We start from the raw sequence: 15,241 nt of genomic DNA, 5'->3' as shown, positions 1-15,241 counted from the left end.
CGGGCGCCCCCTGCCCCGGCGCGATATGCGGATGCGCGGGACCCCGGCCCCTGCGACCCTGGGCGCATGCCTCGACGGATCATGTTCGTACAGCTGAAGACGGGTTATGACACCGACCGCGGACCCTCCTGGATCGGGTGGGTGGACTTCTCCAAGACGTGGAGCACGGCCCGCTTCCACGAGCGGACGCTGCGCCGCGCCGAGGGCATGTTCGACGCCAACTTCCACGACACGGAGACCGGCGAGGAGTTCTGGGTGTCCGGCCCGAAGCGGGACCGCACCGACGCCCGCTACGGCCCCCGCGCCGCCGAGATCGAACCGGACGCCGCCGACGCCTACCGCGCCTTCCTGGACGGCGCCCCGCTCCCGGGCCGCGAGAACGGCTAGGGAGCCCGGTGGCAGGCTCTAGCCGTTCTCGCGCGCCCGGTGGCGGGCCGTCGCCGCGTCCGCGTGGTGGCCGAGGCGGTCGGCCAGGCGGGCCTGCGTGAGCCAGTTGTACGGGGAGGACGGGCGCAGGGCGATGCGTTCGCTGAGGAGGGTGCGGGCCAGGTCGTGGCGGCCGGCCCGCAGGGCCGCCTCCAGCAGGGTCTTCTGGACGGCGTCGCGCTGGGCGTGGCTGCCGCCGAAGGAGGCGAGGCGGTGGCGCAGCGGGAGGAGCAGGTCGACCGCCCGCCGGTCGTGGCCCGTTCCGTACGCGATGAGCGCCTCGCACACCGGCAGGCCGACGGCGGCGGTCATGGCGTGGTTGGAGAGGGCCGGGTCCGTGGTGGCGGCGAGCCAGCGGCGGCGGTCGGCGACCAGTTCCTCGGCGTCCTTGATGCGGCCCGCCCCGACGTACGCCATGACGATGTGCACGTCGTTGAAGGCGTAGTACGGGCCGTCCGCGCGGCCCGCCCAGTCCTGCGCGAGACGTTCCCAGCGGTCCGCGACGTCGTGCCCGGCGAGGAGCAGCCGCCACAACAGGGCGGAGGCGTCGAGGAGTTGCATGGCGAGGGCCGGGGCCTCGGGCGGGTGGACGGCGGTGTCGTAGATGTCGAGGACCCGGGGGACGTCCTGTGCCTCCAGGGCGAACAGGGCGTAGTGCCACCAGTTGTGCACGGTCAGGAAGTTGCCGGTCGCCCAGTCGGCGGTCCGTGCGTCCAGGAAGCGGATGCCCTCCCGGAAGCGGCCCCGCATCTCGAAGGTGTGCGCCACCCCGTGCACGCCCCAGACGTCGCGTGGATTGCGGGCGAGGGCCTCCAGCCCTGCCTCCTCGGCCTGTTCGTAGTGGCCGGACTCCTCCAGGCCGAAGGCGTACATGCCGCGCAGCGGCCCGTAGTGGGGGTCGTCCGGGTCCCAGGCGCCGAGCGCCCCGCCGATCCGGTCGCGCAGCCGGGCCGCGTCGCCGGTGAGGAAGTCCAGCTGGTGGCCCGCGAGCAGGGCCAGGGCGTCGCGCGGCCAGCCGACCGCCAGCTCGTCCAGGATGCGGGCCGCGCCGTGCAGGTCCCCGCCGAGGCAGGCGTCGGCGGCGGCGAGGTGCAGGCTCTCGCGCGGGGTGACGGTGGACGCGTCGAGTGCGGTACGGAAGCGGAGGTACGGGTCGCGGACCGCGGCGGTGTCCTTCTCCTCGGTGCCGAGCACGGCGAGGTAGACGCGCAGGGCGTGCCCGAGGGGTGAACCGGGGGAGGCCCGGAGCACGTCGGCGGCGTGCTCGACGACTTCCGGCCGGAAGAACAGGAGGGCGTCCAGGGCCTGTTCGTAGTGCTCGGCGGCGTCGGGGGTGGTGTGGGTGAGGGGGTGGAGGTGACGGTCCGTGGCGGGCATCGGGGCTCCCGGGGCGGCGGCGGAGGTTGGGGGGGAAGCCTGCCCGGGGCGGGGCGGTTTCAAGGGCCCGCCCCGATCCCGCTCCGTTTCAAGAGGCCCGCCCCGATCCCCTTCCGTTTCAAGGGCCCGCCCCGGTCCCCCTCCGTCGGCGCCGCTCAGGCCGGGCGGGGTTCCTCCCCGGCACCCGACTTCGCCGCTTCCCGCCGCACCAGCATGCCGCCCGTCAGCCCGCTCGCCGCCAGGCCCAGGACCAGTGCCACCAGCGCCAGGCCCGGCCCCGAGGTCCAGTCGACGGAGCCCGCGCGGGCGGCCAGGACCACCGTCAGGGCGAGGGCCACTCCCGGGAGGGCCAGCAGCGCCGGGCGGAGGCGGGTCAGGTCGTCCTCCGCCAGGGAGCCGAGGACGCCCACGCCCAGGGCGACCGCCCAGACGCCCAGGCCCTGCGCGTCGGGCCGGTTGACCGTCCAGGGGACGAACGCGTCCCAGAAGTCGGGGCGCAGGAGCAGCCCCGTACCGATGCCCAGCCAGCTCGAACCCAGCACCGCGAGGAGCGGCTTGGACCAGGCGGGGAGCCGTACCCCCGCTCCGGTGAGCGGTGTGCCCACTGTCGTGAGAGGCGTGCCGGGCTTCGCGAGCTGGAAGCCCACCGCCAGCAGCGCGCTCAGCGCCAGCGCGCCCAGGATCGCCACCCAGCCGAGGCTGAACAGGACCAGTACTGCCGAACCGCCCTCCGCCGCCTGGAGCTTCCCCGCGTTCAGGAGCGTGACCGTGAAGGTTCCGGCCAGGACGACGAGGAGAGGCAGGGCGAGGGTGCGGACCTCCTCCCAGACGCGTGCCTTGGAGATCGCGAACAGACCCGGAGCCACTCCCGCCATCGCCGCCCCGATCAGCCCGGGGCTCAGCGGGAGGGCGGACTTCCAGGGGCTGAAGGCGTATCCGAGCAGGCCCGCCACCGCCATGATGCCGCCGGTCGTGAGGCTCACTGCCGCGACGACGGAGGCCAGCACGGCCAGGCCCGCCGTCAGGGGGCGGCCGCCCGTGCGGGGAGGGTCGGTTTCACTGGGCATGGGCGGGCTGCTCCGTCCTCGGGGCTGCGGGCTGGGGGGCGGGCTGGGGGTCGGGTTCGAGTGACGCGCGGCGGGCCGTTTCGCGGGCGTGGACGACGCGCAGGCTCAGCAGTGCCGTCGCGGCGAAGGCCAGCACGCCGCAGCCGATGCCGACCGTCGAGGCCAGCGCCGTGTACCGGTCCAGCGACATCGACATGCCGAGGGGGACGGTCAGTGCGGCGGAGAGTGCCGGTGCCAGGCACAGCGCCGTCAGGTGCAGACGCCACTCCTCGCGGGCCCAGGCGTCGCCCCGCCGGGTCGCCGCGCGGTGCCGGTGGAGCATCACCGCGTACGTGATGACGTACGGAATCAGGAAGCCGCCCAAGAGGCGGCGGCCCGACGCCCCCTCGGCGAGGAGGCCCACGGTGATCCAGGCGATGCCCGCGGCTCCCGCCAGGTGGGCGAGGAACAGGACCGGGGTGGGGGCCCAAGTGCCCTTGATCTGCGGCGACGTGGTGCGGCGGGTCAGTGCGCGCGAGGCGAGCAGTGCGGCGAAGACCACGATCGAGCCCAGGTGCATGATGGCGACCCGGTTGATCTCCTCCATGGGGAGACCGGGGAGGAGCAGCGGGAGGCCGCCCCATTCCAGGCGCAGCAGCGGGGCGGTCATCAGGTAGCCGTAACAGAGCAGCATCCAGCGCTGGTGCAGTTCCGGCATGCGGCGTACCGCCGCGAGGATGCCGAAGGTCACGCTCAGTACGGTGCCGATCAGGATGGTCGCCAGCACGATCCAGAACGACGCCCCGCCGAAGGCGTCCTCGGGCGCGGTGCGCAGGAGGTAGAGCGCGGCCCCCGCCATCGACGCGTACACCGTCACGGCGAACGCCACCCCCGCGACGCGGTGCAGGCGGGGCCTGCGGCGTACCGCCGAGAGCAGCTGGACCGGGCCCAGTAGCATCAGCGCGCCGCCCAGCACCGAGTGCACGACCAGCGGGATCAGGCTGCGTCCGTACGGTGCGATACGGGTGGCCAGCGCCTCGGCGACGTAGCCGGGGGTGACGGCCTTGCCCAGCAGCCATTCGCCGATCGCGGGCGCGCCCGGCCGGGCGTACGGCCAGAGTTCGGTCATGGCGATCGGCGCGTACGTCAGGCAGACGACGACCGTCACGACGGCGGCGATGCGTGCGGCGCGCTTCCGGGGTGCTTGCTTGAGGCGGTTCACGGCTCCCTCACGAATCCCTCGCGTCCGTCGCGGCGCTTGCGGCTGCGGCGCGGCTGGCGCACGGCTGCCGCGTGGTGGGCGCGTACGGCGATAGTCCTTTCTGGACTATCGAGACCGTAGAGGGGTGCCCCGGGCGGCGTCAACGGCCTGGAGGGGGTGGGTTACCGGTGAGTTCTACTCGCCGGGAGGGGCAGTGGGGGTCTCCCCTTCGGGTGTCTCGGGGGATTCTGCGGGAGACCTCACCCAACCCCAGAAATCCACCATCATCCGCTCGTACCGGATGCCGAATTCGAGCGCCCCGCGCTGCCCCGCCGTGAGCAACTCGCCCACGCTGTCGTCGAGTTCCTCGTACGCGGCCAACGTGCGCCGGTGCTCGGTGAGTTGGGCGGGGGCCAAGGTCTCGGGGCGGGCGCCGAACCACAGCTTCAGGATGCCGCGCTCGCGCGCCTCGACCGGCACGAAACCGGGGTCGGCCAGCCACCCCACCAGCGCCTCGCGCCCCGCGTCGGTCAGACGCATCACGCGCCGGTTGCGGCCGCCCTCGCGGCGGACCTCCGCGATGAGCCCCGCCTCCAGCAGGCGGTCGCACTGCGCGTACACCTGCGCGTGCGGCACGGACCAGAAGGGGCCGACCGTCCGCCCGGCCTCGACCTTCACGTCGTACGGACTCGCCTCGCCGAGCTGGTCGATGACGCCGAGCACGAGGTAGGAGGGGGTGGTCAGGCGGATCTCAGACATGCGGCGACCGTACCGTGCGCCCCGTGCGGGGACGGGTCAGGCCTCGGCGCCGTCCCCGGCCGTGAACATCTCGATCAGCCCGTACGGGGCCCGCTCGCCCAGGCACAGGTCCAGCACCTCGTGCGCGTCCCGGTAGAAGGCGTCGCTGCGCGGGAAGAGGGCCGCCTCGTACGCCGTCAGCGCGCCCTCCACGTCACCGGGGTGCGCCACGATCGCCCGCGCCAGTTCGGCCCCGTCGAACATCGCCAGGTTCGCGCCGTCCCCCGACGGCGGCATCAGGTGCGCCGCGTCGCCCAGCAGCGTCACGCCGGGCACGCGCTCCCAGCGGTGGCCCTCCGGGAGGGAGTGGATCGGGCGGGCGACCGGCGCGCTCTCGCCGCCGGTGATCAGCGCGGTCAACTCGGGGGCCCAGCCCTCGAACTCGGCCGCGACGGTGGCGGTGGCGGAGGCGGCGTCCGTGAAGTCGACGGCGTCGAACCACGCGGCGGGGCGCACGAGTTGGACGTATGTGTGCAGGACGTCGCCCGCCTCGCGGTGCGCGGCGATGCCCTTGCCCGGGGTCAGCGCGAACATCGTGCCCCGCCCGACGGCCTTGGCCGTCGCGGGGTGGCGGGCGTCCACGTCGTACAGATAGGTCTCCACGAAGGTCGTGCCCGTGTAGACGGGCACGGCGTCGGAGAGCAGCGGGCGGATCTTCGACCAGGCGCCGTCGGCGCCCACGAGGAGACCGGTGGTCACCGTCGAGCCGTCGGCGAAGGACAGCTCGTGACGGCCGCCGTCGAGGCGGTGTACGCCCGTGACCTTGTGGCCCCAGCGGACCGTGCCGGCGGGCAGCGAGTCGAGCAGGATGCGGCGCAGGTCGCCGCGCAGCACCTCGGGGCGGTCCGCGGTGCCGTCGTCGGCCTCCTCGTACAGCGGGCGGGCCTGCGGGTCGAGCGCGCGCACGGCCTCCGCGCCCTCGTGGATGATCGCGCGGAACTCCTCGGTGAGCCCGGCGGCGGCGAGGGCCGCCTGACCGTCCTGCACGTGGATGTCCAGCTGGCCACCCTGGGTGCGGGCCTCGGGGGAGGCGTCGGCCTCGTACACGGTGGCCGGGACGCCGTGCACGTGCAGGACGCGGGCCAGCACGAGGCCGCCGAGTCCGGCGCCGACGATCGTGACGGGGGTGGGGTGCTGCGGGGTCGTTTCCATGGTCATTCCCATCTGACGAGTTCGACTAGAACGTTGTTCCATTCCTCCACTGTGGAACACCGATCCAGTCCTGTCAATTGGAACACCGATCCAGCCATGTCAGGATGGCCCCATGCCGACCACGCCGCGCAGTCCCCGACGCACCGACGCGCTCACCAAGGAGCGGATCGTCGAGGCCGCGATCGAGATCCTCGACACCGAGGGCGAGAGCGCCCTCACCTTCCGCGCGCTCGCCGCCCGCCTGTCCACCGGCAGCGGCGCGCTCTACTGGCACGTCGCCAACAAGGACGAGCTGCTCGCCGCCGCAGCGGCGGACGTCGTCGGCACGGCGCTGGCCGGGGGCGACCCCGACGCCTCGCCGCGTGCCGCGGTCCGGGCCCTCGCGCTCGGCGTCTTCGACGCGATCGACGCGCATCCCTGGGTCGGCACCCAGCTCTCGCGCGAACCGTGGCAGTCCGCCGTGCTCCAGATCTTCGAGGGCTTCGGCGGGCGCATGGCGGCGCTCGGCGTCCCCGAGGAGGCCCGCTTCGACAGCGCCTCCGCGCTCGTGAGTTACGTTCTCGGGCTCGCCGCCCAGTACGCGGCGGCCGCGCGCCTCGTGCCCAAGGACGCCGACCGCGCCGCCTTCCTGGGCGACATCGCCTCGGGATGGCTGCGGCTCGACCCCACGACGTACCCCTTCCTGCACACGGTGGCCCCGCTGCTGCCGGAGCACGACGACCGCCGCCAGTTCCTCGCGGGCGTGGACGTGTTCCTGAACGGGATCGCCACCGTTTCCTGAACGGGATCGCATTCGCTTCCTGAACGGGAGCGCTGTCGCTTCCTGAACGGGAGCGCCTCCGCACGCCGACCGCCTCCCCCGTACCACCGACCGAAGGGCGTCCCCCGTGCAGAACGAGTGGCTCTCGCCGCGCGACCTGGCGGCCGAACAGGCCGTCCCCGGCGGCTTCGACCTCGCCGCGTGCGTGCGCGAGCCGATCCACCGGCTCGGCGGCGTCCAGTCGTACGGGGTCCTGCTCGGCGTCGACCCGGACACCCTCCTCGTACGCGTCGCCTCGGACAACACCGCCGCCGTCCTGGGCGTCGAGACCCGGCGGCTGATCGGCGCCCCCGCCGACGTCCTGCTGGAGCGGGCCGTGCTGGAGGAGGCCCGCGAGACCACGGCCGGGCACGACGGGCAGGCGACCGTACTGCCCGTCGTGCTCGAAGTGGCCGGCGAGGAAAGGGACTTCGACCTCTCCGCGCACCGGCGCGAAGGGCTCCTCGTGCTGGAGCTGGAGCCCCGGCCGTCCGGGCCCTTCGAGTTCACCGGCTTCTACCGGGGCGTGCGCACCGCGCTGGCCCGGCTGCGCTCCACCGACTCCGTCACCGAGAGCTGCCGGATCGCCGCCCGCGAGATCCGGGCGCTCACCGGCTTCGACCGCGTGGTGGCGTACCGCTTCGACGGGGCGCTCGGGCCGGGCGAGGTCATCGCGGAGTCCGTCACCGACGGGTGGGAGCCCTGGCTCGGCCTGTGGTTCCCGGCCACCGACATCCCGCCGCAGGCCAGGCGGCTGTACCTGGAGAACTGGATCCGGGTGATCAGCGACGTCGAGGACGTCTCCGCCGGGCTGGTGCCGCCCGTCCTGCCGGGGACCGACCGGCCGCTGGACCTGTCGGGGGCGGCGCTGCGCACCGTCTCCGGGTTCCACCTGGAGTACCTGCGCAACATCGGCGTACGGTCCTCGATGTCGGTCTCCGTCGTGCGCGACGGCACGCTGTGGGGGCTCATCGCCTGCCACGGGGCCGATCCCGTGTACCTCGGACCCGAACTGCGGGCCGCCTGCGAGCTGTTCGGCTCCGCCTTCTCCCTCCAGCTGGACGTCGTGGAGGAACGGCACCGGGCGCGCTCCCTCACCCGGGCCAGGACCCGCATGGCGCGGGCGGCGCAGCTGCTGGGGCCGGTGCTGGAGGGCGGGGCCGAGGAGTCGCACGCGGCGGTCGCCGGGCTGCTGGACGCCGACGGGCTGGTCGTCTTCCGGGACGGGCGGGCCACCGGGACGCCGCTGCCCGCACCCCTGCTCGCCGAGCTCGTGGAGCGGGCCGCGCTGGCCGGGGTCGGGTCGGTGTGGGCCACCGACCGGCTCGCGGAGGAGCTCGACGCGGACACCGCGGAGGCCATGGGGGCGGCCCCGCCCGAGGTCCAACAGGCGTGCCCCGCAGGGCTGTTGATGATTCCGCTCGGCGGTGCGGAGTTCCTCGCCTGGACCCGCGCGGAGCGGCCCGTGCCGCGCGCGTGGGCCGCCGACCCGTTGCAGCCGGTACGTACCGGGCCGCACGGGGAGCGGCTGACCCCGCGCGGGTCGAGCGCCGTCTACCGGGAGACGGTACGGGGCCGCAGCCGCCCGTGGAGCACCGTCGACCGGGCGGTGGCACAGGAACTGTGGCAGCTGCTCACCGACCTCGTTCTGCACCAGGCCGCCGAACTGGGCGTGCTCAACGACGAGTTGCGCATGATCAACCTCGACCTCGACTCCTTCGCGCACGCCGCCGCCCATGACCTCAAGGAGCCCCTGCGCGGCATCTCCAACTCCGCCACCTTCATCCTGGAGGACGCCGGGGGGAGCCTGGACGAGGTGACCCGGCGCAGGCTGCACACCATGCAGCGGCTCACCGGCCGCATGGACGAACTCCTCAACTCCCTGCTGCACTACGCCCGGTTGGGCAGGTCGGGGCTCACCCGCACCCGGGTCGCACTGGACGACGTACTCGACAGCGCCCTGGAGATCGCCGGGCCGCGCCTCGCGGAGGAAGGGGTCGCCGTGGTGCGGCCGCAGGCGCTGCCCGCACTGGAGGCGGACGCCGACCGGCTCACCGACATCCTGGTCAACCTGCTGGTCAACGCGGCCAAGTACGCGTCCCCCGGGCGCGCCGACCGCCGGGTGGAGGTGGCCGTGCTGCGGCTGACCCCGCCCGGGGCCGAACAGCCGCAGGACACCGTACGGGTGCGGGACAACGGCATCGGCATCCCCGCCGACCGGCACGAGGAGGTCTTCGACCTGTTCCGCAGGCTGCACCGGCCCTCCGAGCACGGCGGCGGCACCGGCGTCGGGCTGGCCGTCGTCAAGCGCATCGTCGAGCGGCACGGCGGCCGGCTGTGGCTCGACAGCGCGCCGGGCGAGGGCACGTCCTTCCACTTCACGCTCGCGCCGCCGCCCGGCGGGCTCACCGGCCCTGCGGCGGGCTGACCCGGGTGTCCTGCCAGTAGTCGACGGCGCCCTTGAGGACCGTACGGAAGAGGTCGAAGTTGACCGGCTTGTAGATATAGCTGTCGGCCCCGGCGGCGTAGCTGGCGTCGACCTCGGCGGGGGCGGTGGACGAGGTGAACACGACGACCGCGACCCCGGCGAGCTCGGGGCGGGAGCGGATGTCGCGCAGGACGGAGAAGCCGCTCACGCCGGGCATGTTGAGGTCCAACAGGACGAGCCCCGGCAGGAGTTCGTCCGTGAGCAGGCCCGCCACGACGCCCTCGCCGCGCTCGGTGAAGCGCAGCGAGAGGTCGGGGTGGGAGCGGCTCAGGGCGCGCTCGATGGCCTCGGCGTCCTCCTGGGAGTCCTCGACGACGAGGACACGGGTGTGGTCGACCGGGAGGGGGGTGTGGTCCGGCTCGTTCGGGAGGAGGGTGTGGTCCGGATTGTTCGGGGGAGTGCCGTCTGCCTTGTTCATCAGCCTGTTTCTGCCTTGTTCACGGGCCTGCTGCCGGGGGAGTGCGCCGGGGGTGTCAAGAGGCCTCCTCCACGTGCGCGGCCAGGACGGCGGTGTCGTCGGCCCCGCTGACCCGGAACCCGGACGCCGCCTCGGTCAGGCGCTCCGCGAGGGCCTCCGGGAGCTTCCCGCCGATCGCCGCGAGCGCACCCGGCAGCGACGTCTCGAAGAACGCACCGTCCGCGGCGCGGGCCTCGGTGAGCCCGTCCGTGAACAGCACCAGCGAGTCCCCGCGCCCCAGCCGCAGCTCGGTCGTCGTGTACTGCGCCGACGCGAGCACGCCGAGCAGCATGCCCGACACCGGTACGGTCTCCACCCGGCCGTCCGCCCGCCGCACCAGCGGACGCGGATGGCCCGCGCTCGACACCAGCGCGCGGAACTCCCCGTCCACCGGGCGGAGTTGGACGACGAGAGCCGTCACGAAGCGGGAAGTGTGTTCGGCGGCCAGCTCGGCGTTCAGCCGGGTCAACGCCTGCGCCGGGCCCGTACCGTCCTTGACCAGCGTGCGCAGGGTGTGCCGGGCCAGGCCGGTGAGCGCTGCGGCCTCCGCCCCGCGCCCGCACACGTCGCCGATGAACAGGGTGACGCCTGCGCCGCCGGGTCCGGGCACCGCGTCGTAGAAGTCGCCGCCCACGTCCAGGGTGGCGTCGGCCACCTCGTACGAGGCGCTCAGCCGCAGCCCCGGAATCTCGGGCAGGGCGCGGGGCAGCAGGTGCCGCTGCAACGACTCGACGTGCCGCCGCTGCTGCTCGTACAGCGTGGTGCTGTCGATGGCGAGCGCCGCGCGGGCCGCCAGGTCGCCCAGCAGTTCCGGGTCCACGCCGCCGTCCTCGCGCCGGTGCAGGAAGGTGAGGGTGCCGAGCGCCCGGCCGCGCGCCCACAGCGGGCTCGCGCTCATGGCCCGCACGCCCCGGCCGCGATCGCCGAACGGGCCCTCGGCCAGGTCGTCGCCCCGGAGCTGCACGGCGGAGCGGCGGTCCAGGGCGTCGGTGAGCACCCCGGCCAGCCAGGCGTCGTGCCGGGCGGTCCCCGCGAGCCACGCCTGCCGGCCGGCGGCGACGTGGGCGGAGGCGCTGGGGGTGAGTCGGCCGTTGACGTCGGCGAGGTGGATCATGCAGCCGTCGGCCAGGGCGGGCACGGCGAGCCGGGCCACCCGGGCGAGGGTCTCGTCGACGTCGAGGCTGCTGTCCATCTGGAGGGACGCCTCGGCGAGGAACGCGTCACGCACCTGGCGGTGCTCGTGGCGCTGCTCCTCCAGGATGCGGCGGTTGCCCGCGACGAGGATCTCGCAGACCTGCCGCATGCGCAGGTGCAGGGTGGTGTCCACGGCCTGCGAGGCGTCGAGGCCGACGGTGAGGGCGGCCACGTCACCCGTGTCCAGGGTGAATTGATACTCCAGCGCACGCACGGCACCCGCGTCACGCAGCAGGGCGGCCTCGGCGGGATCGTCGAGGCCACCGGCCCCGGCCGCCGTCTCGTACTCCCGCACCTGCACCGCGGAGTCCTCCCGGACCGGCCCCGACCGCCGCACGCTCGGCTCCCCGAGCGGTACGAGCGCGGGTGTCTCGTCACCGGCCCGCTGCAACCGTACGTACCGGAGCCGACCGGCGCTCCACCGGGCGCCGACGACGGCCACGACGCCGGGCTGCTCCAGCAGGGCCTGGTAGAGGGGGCCGGACAGCGCGGTCACGTCGGTCACGCGCAGGGCGGCGGACCACAGCCCGTGCAGTTCGGTGGACCAGTCCTCCCACTTCCCGGCACCCCCGGCGCCTGCCGCACCCCACGTCCCGCTCATGCTCCGCCGCCTCCGTCTCTCGTGCTGGGCACAGTACGGCACGGGCTTGAGGGGGAGGGGGGTGCGGGGGCTGCGCGGGGGTGGGCGGGGGAGGGGCGCCGGGGTGCGTGCCGGGGGTGCTGCGGGGTGCTCTGCCGGGTGCGTGTCGGGGGTGCTGCCGGGTGCGTGTCGGGGTGCTGCGGGGTGCTCTGCCGGATGCGTGCCGGGGGTGCTGCCCGGTGCGTGCCGCGGGTGGTGCCGGGTGCGCGCCGGGAGGGGCGGCCGCGCCCCCGCCCGCCAATCCGCCGGAACGAAGCGGACCTTCCGCCTCCGGATATCCTCCGGCTCCGACCCGGTCCCCACCGGGAGAGGAGCGCGAGCCGAGGAGAACCGGATGGTACGGAGCGAAGAGGCACCGGGCGCGGAGGGAGTCGACGCTCCCGGCGACGGCGGGTCCGGCGGGCCCCGGGGCACCGGTTCCGAGGGCGCGGGGCCTGTTGGTTCCGGGGGTGCGGGGCCTGTTGGTTCCGGGGGTGCGGGGGCCGGAGGCCGGGGCGACGTGGGCTCCGGCGGTTCCGGTGGCGCGCGGGCCGGTGATGAGGGGGCCGGTGATGACCGGTGGCTGGCGGTCGTCATGCACGTCGCCTTCTTCGTGCTGCTGCTCTCCTCCCTCGCCCGCTACCTCCACGTCCACCCGCACGCCCCCGCCACCCCCTGGGTCGCCGGGCTCGCCGTCCTGCTCGGGGCGCTCTACCTGCTGGGGCCCGTCGTCGGGCCCGTTCCGGCGCGGACCGCGACCTCGGTGGTGTGGCTCGCCGCCGTGTTCGGGTGCTGGCTGGTGCTGGTGACCCTCGCGCCCAGCTTCGGGTACTGCGCGGTGAGCCTCTTCTTCACCGCGCTGCGCTCACTGTCCACCCGGGTCGCGATCGTGCTCGTCGCCGTCCTCACCGCGTGCGTCGTCGCCGCCCAGCTCAAGCTCCGGCTGCGATTCGGCTTCGACGCCAACCTGTTCCTGGCCCCGCCCGCCGTCGCCGCCGTCGCCACCGCCGTCTTCGTGCACTCCAAGCGCCAGGCGGCCCGCCTGCAACGAGCCGTCGCCGACCTCGTCGACGCCCGCCGCGAACTCGCCGCCACCGAGCGCCGCGAGGGCACCCTCGCGGAGCGCCAGCGACTCTCGTACGAAATCCACGACACCCTCGCCCAGGGCCTCTCCAGCCAGCAGATGCTGCTCCAGGCCGCCGAACGCGTCTGGACCACCGACCCCGAGGCCGCCCTGCGCCACACCCGTTCCGCCCGTGCCGTCGCCGAGCACAACCTCGCTGAGGCGCGCCGGTTCGTGCACGACCTCGCCCCCGCCGACCTCGCGGACGGCGCCGGCCTCGACAGCGCCCTGCGCACGCTCGCCGCCCGCGAGGACTCCTCGGACCTGCACGTCCGCTTCCGGCAGGACGGCACTCCCGCCGAACTGCCCGAGAACGTACGAGCAGCTCTTGTACGCATCGCCCAGGGCGCTCTCGCGAACGCCCGCGAGCACGCCCGCGCCACCACGGTCACGCTGACCCTCACGTACCTCGACGACCAGGTCCTCCTCGACATCGCCGACGACGGACGCGGGTTCGCGCCCGCCGCGACCGCGTCCACGGGGGTACGGGGTCACGGCCTGCCCGCGATGCGCGCCCGGGTCCGCCAACTCGGCGGCACCCTCGGCATCGAGTCGGCGCCCGGCGAGGGGACGGTGGTGACGGCGGCCGTGCCGCTGGTGGCGGAAGGCGGAGCTCCGGGGGATGCCGCGGGGTAGGGGCGGGCGTCACATCCGCCCGGCAGAAGCAGGCAGCAGGGCGGGAGGAAATTCTTCGGCGGGAGCACCGTTTCCCCCGGGACGCGAGGGGCAGGCGGTTCTTCGAACGACGAAGGAAGGAGCACGTCATGAGCGCTGGAGAAAAGGCCAAGGCCAAGGCCGAGCAGGTTGTCGGCAAGGCCGTGAAGAAGACGGCCCACGCGGCCGGTCAGGACACCACGGCCGCCAAGGGCGCCGCCCTGGAGGCCCGGGGCGAGGCCCGGGAGTCCAAGGAGAAGGCCAAGGACACCTTCAAGCCCTGAGCGACGACACGGCGTGCGCCCGTCCGACGGGTGGGGCGGGTCTCCGGCGACGAGCCGGGGACCCGCCCTTCGTCCGTGTCCGGGGTGTCCTGGGACACTGGGACGGTTCCGATAGATGTAGCGGGCAACATTTCGTACGAGAGGGTTCATTCCGTACGGGACTGCCTTGCGGCGAGCACCCAGGAAGACCGTGGACACCAGCGAGAACAGCACCGGGGACGACCCACAGCCGACCGCCCCGACCCCCGGGCCCGACAAGCCCCACGGGCCCCAAGAATCCCCGGGGCCCCAGGGCGGCGCCGGGCCGAAACGGCACGGCTGGCGGCGCTGGGCGATGGACACCCGACCGCTGCGCATCCCCGCCTACCGCCGCCTGTGGTCCTCGACCATCGTCACCGCCGTCGGCAGCCAGCTCACCGCCGTCGCCGTGCCGAAGCAGATATACGACCTCACCGGCTCCTCCGCCTGGGTCGGCGCGGCGAGCATGGCGGGCCTGGTCCCCCTGGTCGTCTTCGCCCTGTGGGGCGGCGCGATCGCCGACGCCGTCGACCGCCGCAAACTGCTCCTGGTCACCAACTCCGGCATCGCCGTCACCTCCGTCCTCTTCTGGCTCCAGGCCGCCACCGGCCTCGGCTCCGTGCTCGCCCTGATGCTGCTGCTCGCCGTCCAACAGGCCTTCTGGGGCCTCAACGCCCCGGCCCGCACGGCCTCCATCGCCCGTCTGGTCCCCGCCGGGGAGATCGCCGCCGCCAACGCCCTCGGCTCGACGGTCATGCAGACCGGCCAGATCGTGGGCCCGCTGCTGGCGGGCGTCCTCATCCCGGTCATCGGCCTGCCCGAGCTGTACCTGATCGACGCCCTCGCGCTGTGTGTGACCGTGTGGGCCGTCTACAAGCTCCCCGCCCTGCCGCCCCTGGACGCGGGGACGGACGGCACCCAACCCCGCCGCCGCCCGGCCGGCCTGCGCGAAATCCTCGCGGGCTTCCGCTACATCGCCTCCCGGAAGGTCCTGCTCCTGTCCTTCCTCGCGGACATCATCGCGATGGTGTTCGGGATGCCGCGCGCCCTCTTCCCGCAGCTCGCGGCCGAGACGTACGCGCCGTACGGCGAAGGCCTGGCGCTCGGCCTGCTGTTCGCGGCGATACCCGTGGGGGCGGTCCTCGGCGGGCTCTTCTCCGGTACGTTCTCCCGGGCCCGGCGGCACGGCTGGATGGTGATCGGGGCGGTGCTGGTGTGGGGCGCGGCGATCGCGGGCTTCGGCCTGGCCCACAGCCTCTGGCTCGCGGTGGTGTTCCTGGCGGTGGCCGGGGTCGCGGACATGGTCTCGATGGTCTTCCGGGGAGCGATCCTCCTCTCGGCGGCGACGGACGAGATGCGCGGCCGGATGCAGGGCGTCTTCACGGTGGTGGTCGCGGGCGGCCCCCGCCTCGCCGACGTCCTGCACGGTTCCGCGGGCTCGGCCTTCGGCGCCTCGGCGGCGGTGGTGACCGGCGGCCTCCTGGTCCTCGTCACGACCACGGCCCTGGCCCTGCTGGCCCCGGCCCTGCGCCGCTACCGCATCTGACCGCCCCGGCTGCCGCCCGCTCCGTGGGCCCGAGCGGCGTGCCGCCCGAAGCCCGCGTC

At 74.2% G+C, this 15,241-nt stretch carries 13 protein-coding genes; 6 read left to right on the top strand and 7 right to left on the bottom strand.

Translation table 11 applies throughout. The features are described 5' to 3' along the window. The first annotated feature begins 66 nt into the window (after positions 1-66). Positions 67-387 carry a hypothetical protein gene (locus tag ACIO3O_RS01945; protein WP_401740717.1) on the top strand — a complete coding sequence of 107 codons (321 nt, stop codon included), beginning with the start codon at positions 67-69 and terminating at the stop codon, positions 385-387. A gap of 18 nt (positions 388-405) precedes the next feature. Here ACIO3O_RS01945 and ACIO3O_RS01940 read toward each other — a convergent pair whose 3' ends face one another. The 5 genes from ACIO3O_RS01940 to ACIO3O_RS01920 all read right to left on the bottom strand — a co-directional run bounded on the left by ACIO3O_RS01940 (position 406) and on the right by ACIO3O_RS01920 (position 6,000). Further along, on the bottom strand, positions 406-1,803 hold the full coding sequence (locus ACIO3O_RS01940) for a tetratricopeptide repeat protein (protein WP_401740715.1): 1,398 nt from the start codon (positions 1,801-1,803) through the stop codon (positions 406-408). Positions 1,804-1,958: 155 nt separating this feature from the next. Then, positions 1,959-2,870: a hypothetical protein gene (locus ACIO3O_RS01935; RefSeq protein WP_401740712.1), complete on the bottom strand. Its 912-nt coding sequence runs from the start codon at positions 2,868-2,870 to the stop codon at positions 1,959-1,961. Further along, positions 2,860-4,071: a DUF2306 domain-containing protein gene (locus ACIO3O_RS01930; protein WP_401740710.1), complete on the bottom strand. Its 1,212-nt coding sequence runs from the start codon at positions 4,069-4,071 to the stop codon at positions 2,860-2,862. The genes ACIO3O_RS01935 and ACIO3O_RS01930 overlap by 11 nt, the downstream gene beginning before the upstream one ends. Positions 4,072-4,245: 174 nt before the next feature. Then, on the bottom strand, positions 4,246-4,809 hold the full coding sequence (locus ACIO3O_RS01925) for a PadR family transcriptional regulator (protein ID WP_401740708.1): 564 nt from the start codon (positions 4,807-4,809) through the stop codon (positions 4,246-4,248). Between the two features lie 36 nt (positions 4,810-4,845). Continuing rightward, a complete protein-coding gene (locus tag ACIO3O_RS01920; RefSeq protein WP_401740706.1) occupies positions 4,846-6,000 on the bottom strand; it encodes an FAD-dependent oxidoreductase in 1,155 nt (384 codons plus the stop codon). 112 nt (positions 6,001-6,112) lie between these two features. Here ACIO3O_RS01920 and ACIO3O_RS01915 point away from each other — a divergent pair, with 112 nt between their 5' ends. After that, on the top strand, positions 6,113-6,781 hold the full coding sequence (locus ACIO3O_RS01915) for a TetR/AcrR family transcriptional regulator (protein WP_401740704.1): 669 nt from the start codon (positions 6,113-6,115) through the stop codon (positions 6,779-6,781). Positions 6,782-6,887: 106 nt separating this feature from the next. Beyond that, entirely contained in the window at positions 6,888-9,227 is a 2,340-nt protein-coding gene (locus ACIO3O_RS01910) for an ATP-binding protein (RefSeq protein WP_401740703.1), read from the top strand. On the opposite strand, the gene ACIO3O_RS01905 is transcribed toward ACIO3O_RS01910, so the two are convergent. Together ACIO3O_RS01905 and ACIO3O_RS01900 are read right to left on the bottom strand one after the other, a co-directional pair. Continuing rightward, complete coding sequence (locus ACIO3O_RS01905) at positions 9,205-9,705, bottom strand: response regulator (RefSeq protein WP_401740701.1); 501 nt, start codon at positions 9,703-9,705, stop codon at positions 9,205-9,207. The genes ACIO3O_RS01910 and ACIO3O_RS01905 overlap by 23 nt on opposite strands. Positions 9,706-9,760: 55 nt before the next feature. Beyond that, positions 9,761-11,539 carry a PP2C family protein-serine/threonine phosphatase gene (locus ACIO3O_RS01900; protein WP_401740698.1) on the bottom strand — a complete coding sequence of 593 codons (1,779 nt, stop codon included), beginning with the start codon at positions 11,537-11,539 and terminating at the stop codon, positions 9,761-9,763. Positions 11,540-11,912: 373 nt separating this feature from the next. Here ACIO3O_RS01900 and ACIO3O_RS01895 point away from each other — a divergent pair, with 373 nt between their 5' ends. The 3 genes from ACIO3O_RS01895 to ACIO3O_RS01885 all read left to right on the top strand — a co-directional run bounded on the left by ACIO3O_RS01895 (position 11,913) and on the right by ACIO3O_RS01885 (position 15,182). Beyond that, on the top strand, positions 11,913-13,316 hold the full coding sequence (locus ACIO3O_RS01895; protein WP_401740697.1) for a sensor histidine kinase: 1,404 nt from the start codon (positions 11,913-11,915) through the stop codon (positions 13,314-13,316). Positions 13,317-13,444: 128 nt separating this feature from the next. Beyond that, positions 13,445-13,618 (top strand): hypothetical protein, encoded by a 174-nt coding sequence (locus tag ACIO3O_RS01890; RefSeq protein WP_401740696.1) that lies wholly within the window; start codon positions 13,445-13,447, stop codon positions 13,616-13,618. A gap of 190 nt (positions 13,619-13,808) precedes the next feature. Then, positions 13,809-15,182: an MFS transporter gene (locus ACIO3O_RS01885; RefSeq protein WP_401740695.1), complete on the top strand. Its 1,374-nt coding sequence runs from the start codon at positions 13,809-13,811 to the stop codon at positions 15,180-15,182. The last annotated feature ends 59 nt before the right edge of the window (positions 15,183-15,241 follow it).

Source organism: Streptomyces sp. NPDC087440 (assembly GCF_044744005.1).
GTDB lineage: Bacteria > Actinomycetota > Actinomycetes > Streptomycetales > Streptomycetaceae > Streptomyces.
The sequence above is the reverse complement of the archived record's forward strand: the minus strand, read 5'-3'. Positions and strand labels throughout refer to the sequence as shown.

What these genes read in the sequence shown, in the direction of transcription:
- ACIO3O_RS01920 (WP_401740706.1), bottom strand. Translation starts at nt 6,000, where the DNA reads ATGGAAACGACCCCGCAGCACCCCACCCCCGTCACGATCGTCGGCGCC.
- ACIO3O_RS01895 (WP_401740697.1), top strand. Translation starts at nt 11,913, where the DNA reads ATGGTACGGAGCGAAGAGGCACCGGGCGCGGAGGGAGTCGACGCTCCC.
- ACIO3O_RS01890 (WP_401740696.1), top strand. Translation starts at nt 13,445, where the DNA reads ATGAGCGCTGGAGAAAAGGCCAAGGCCAAGGCCGAGCAGGTTGTCGGC.
- ACIO3O_RS01900 (WP_401740698.1), bottom strand. Translation starts at nt 11,539, where the DNA reads ATGAGCGGGACGTGGGGTGCGGCAGGCGCCGGGGGTGCCGGGAAGTGG.
- ACIO3O_RS01915 (WP_401740704.1), top strand. Translation starts at nt 6,113, where the DNA reads ATGCCGACCACGCCGCGCAGTCCCCGACGCACCGACGCGCTCACCAAG.
- ACIO3O_RS01905 (WP_401740701.1), bottom strand. Translation starts at nt 9,705, where the DNA reads ATGAACAAGGCAGACGGCACTCCCCCGAACAATCCGGACCACACCCTC.
- ACIO3O_RS01925 (WP_401740708.1), bottom strand. Translation starts at nt 4,809, where the DNA reads ATGTCTGAGATCCGCCTGACCACCCCCTCCTACCTCGTGCTCGGCGTC.
- ACIO3O_RS01940 (WP_401740715.1), bottom strand. Translation starts at nt 1,803, where the DNA reads ATGCCCGCCACGGACCGTCACCTCCACCCCCTCACCCACACCACCCCC.
- ACIO3O_RS01935 (WP_401740712.1), bottom strand. Translation starts at nt 2,870, where the DNA reads ATGCCCAGTGAAACCGACCCTCCCCGCACGGGCGGCCGCCCCCTGACG.
- ACIO3O_RS01945 (WP_401740717.1), top strand. Translation starts at nt 67, where the DNA reads ATGCCTCGACGGATCATGTTCGTACAGCTGAAGACGGGTTATGACACC.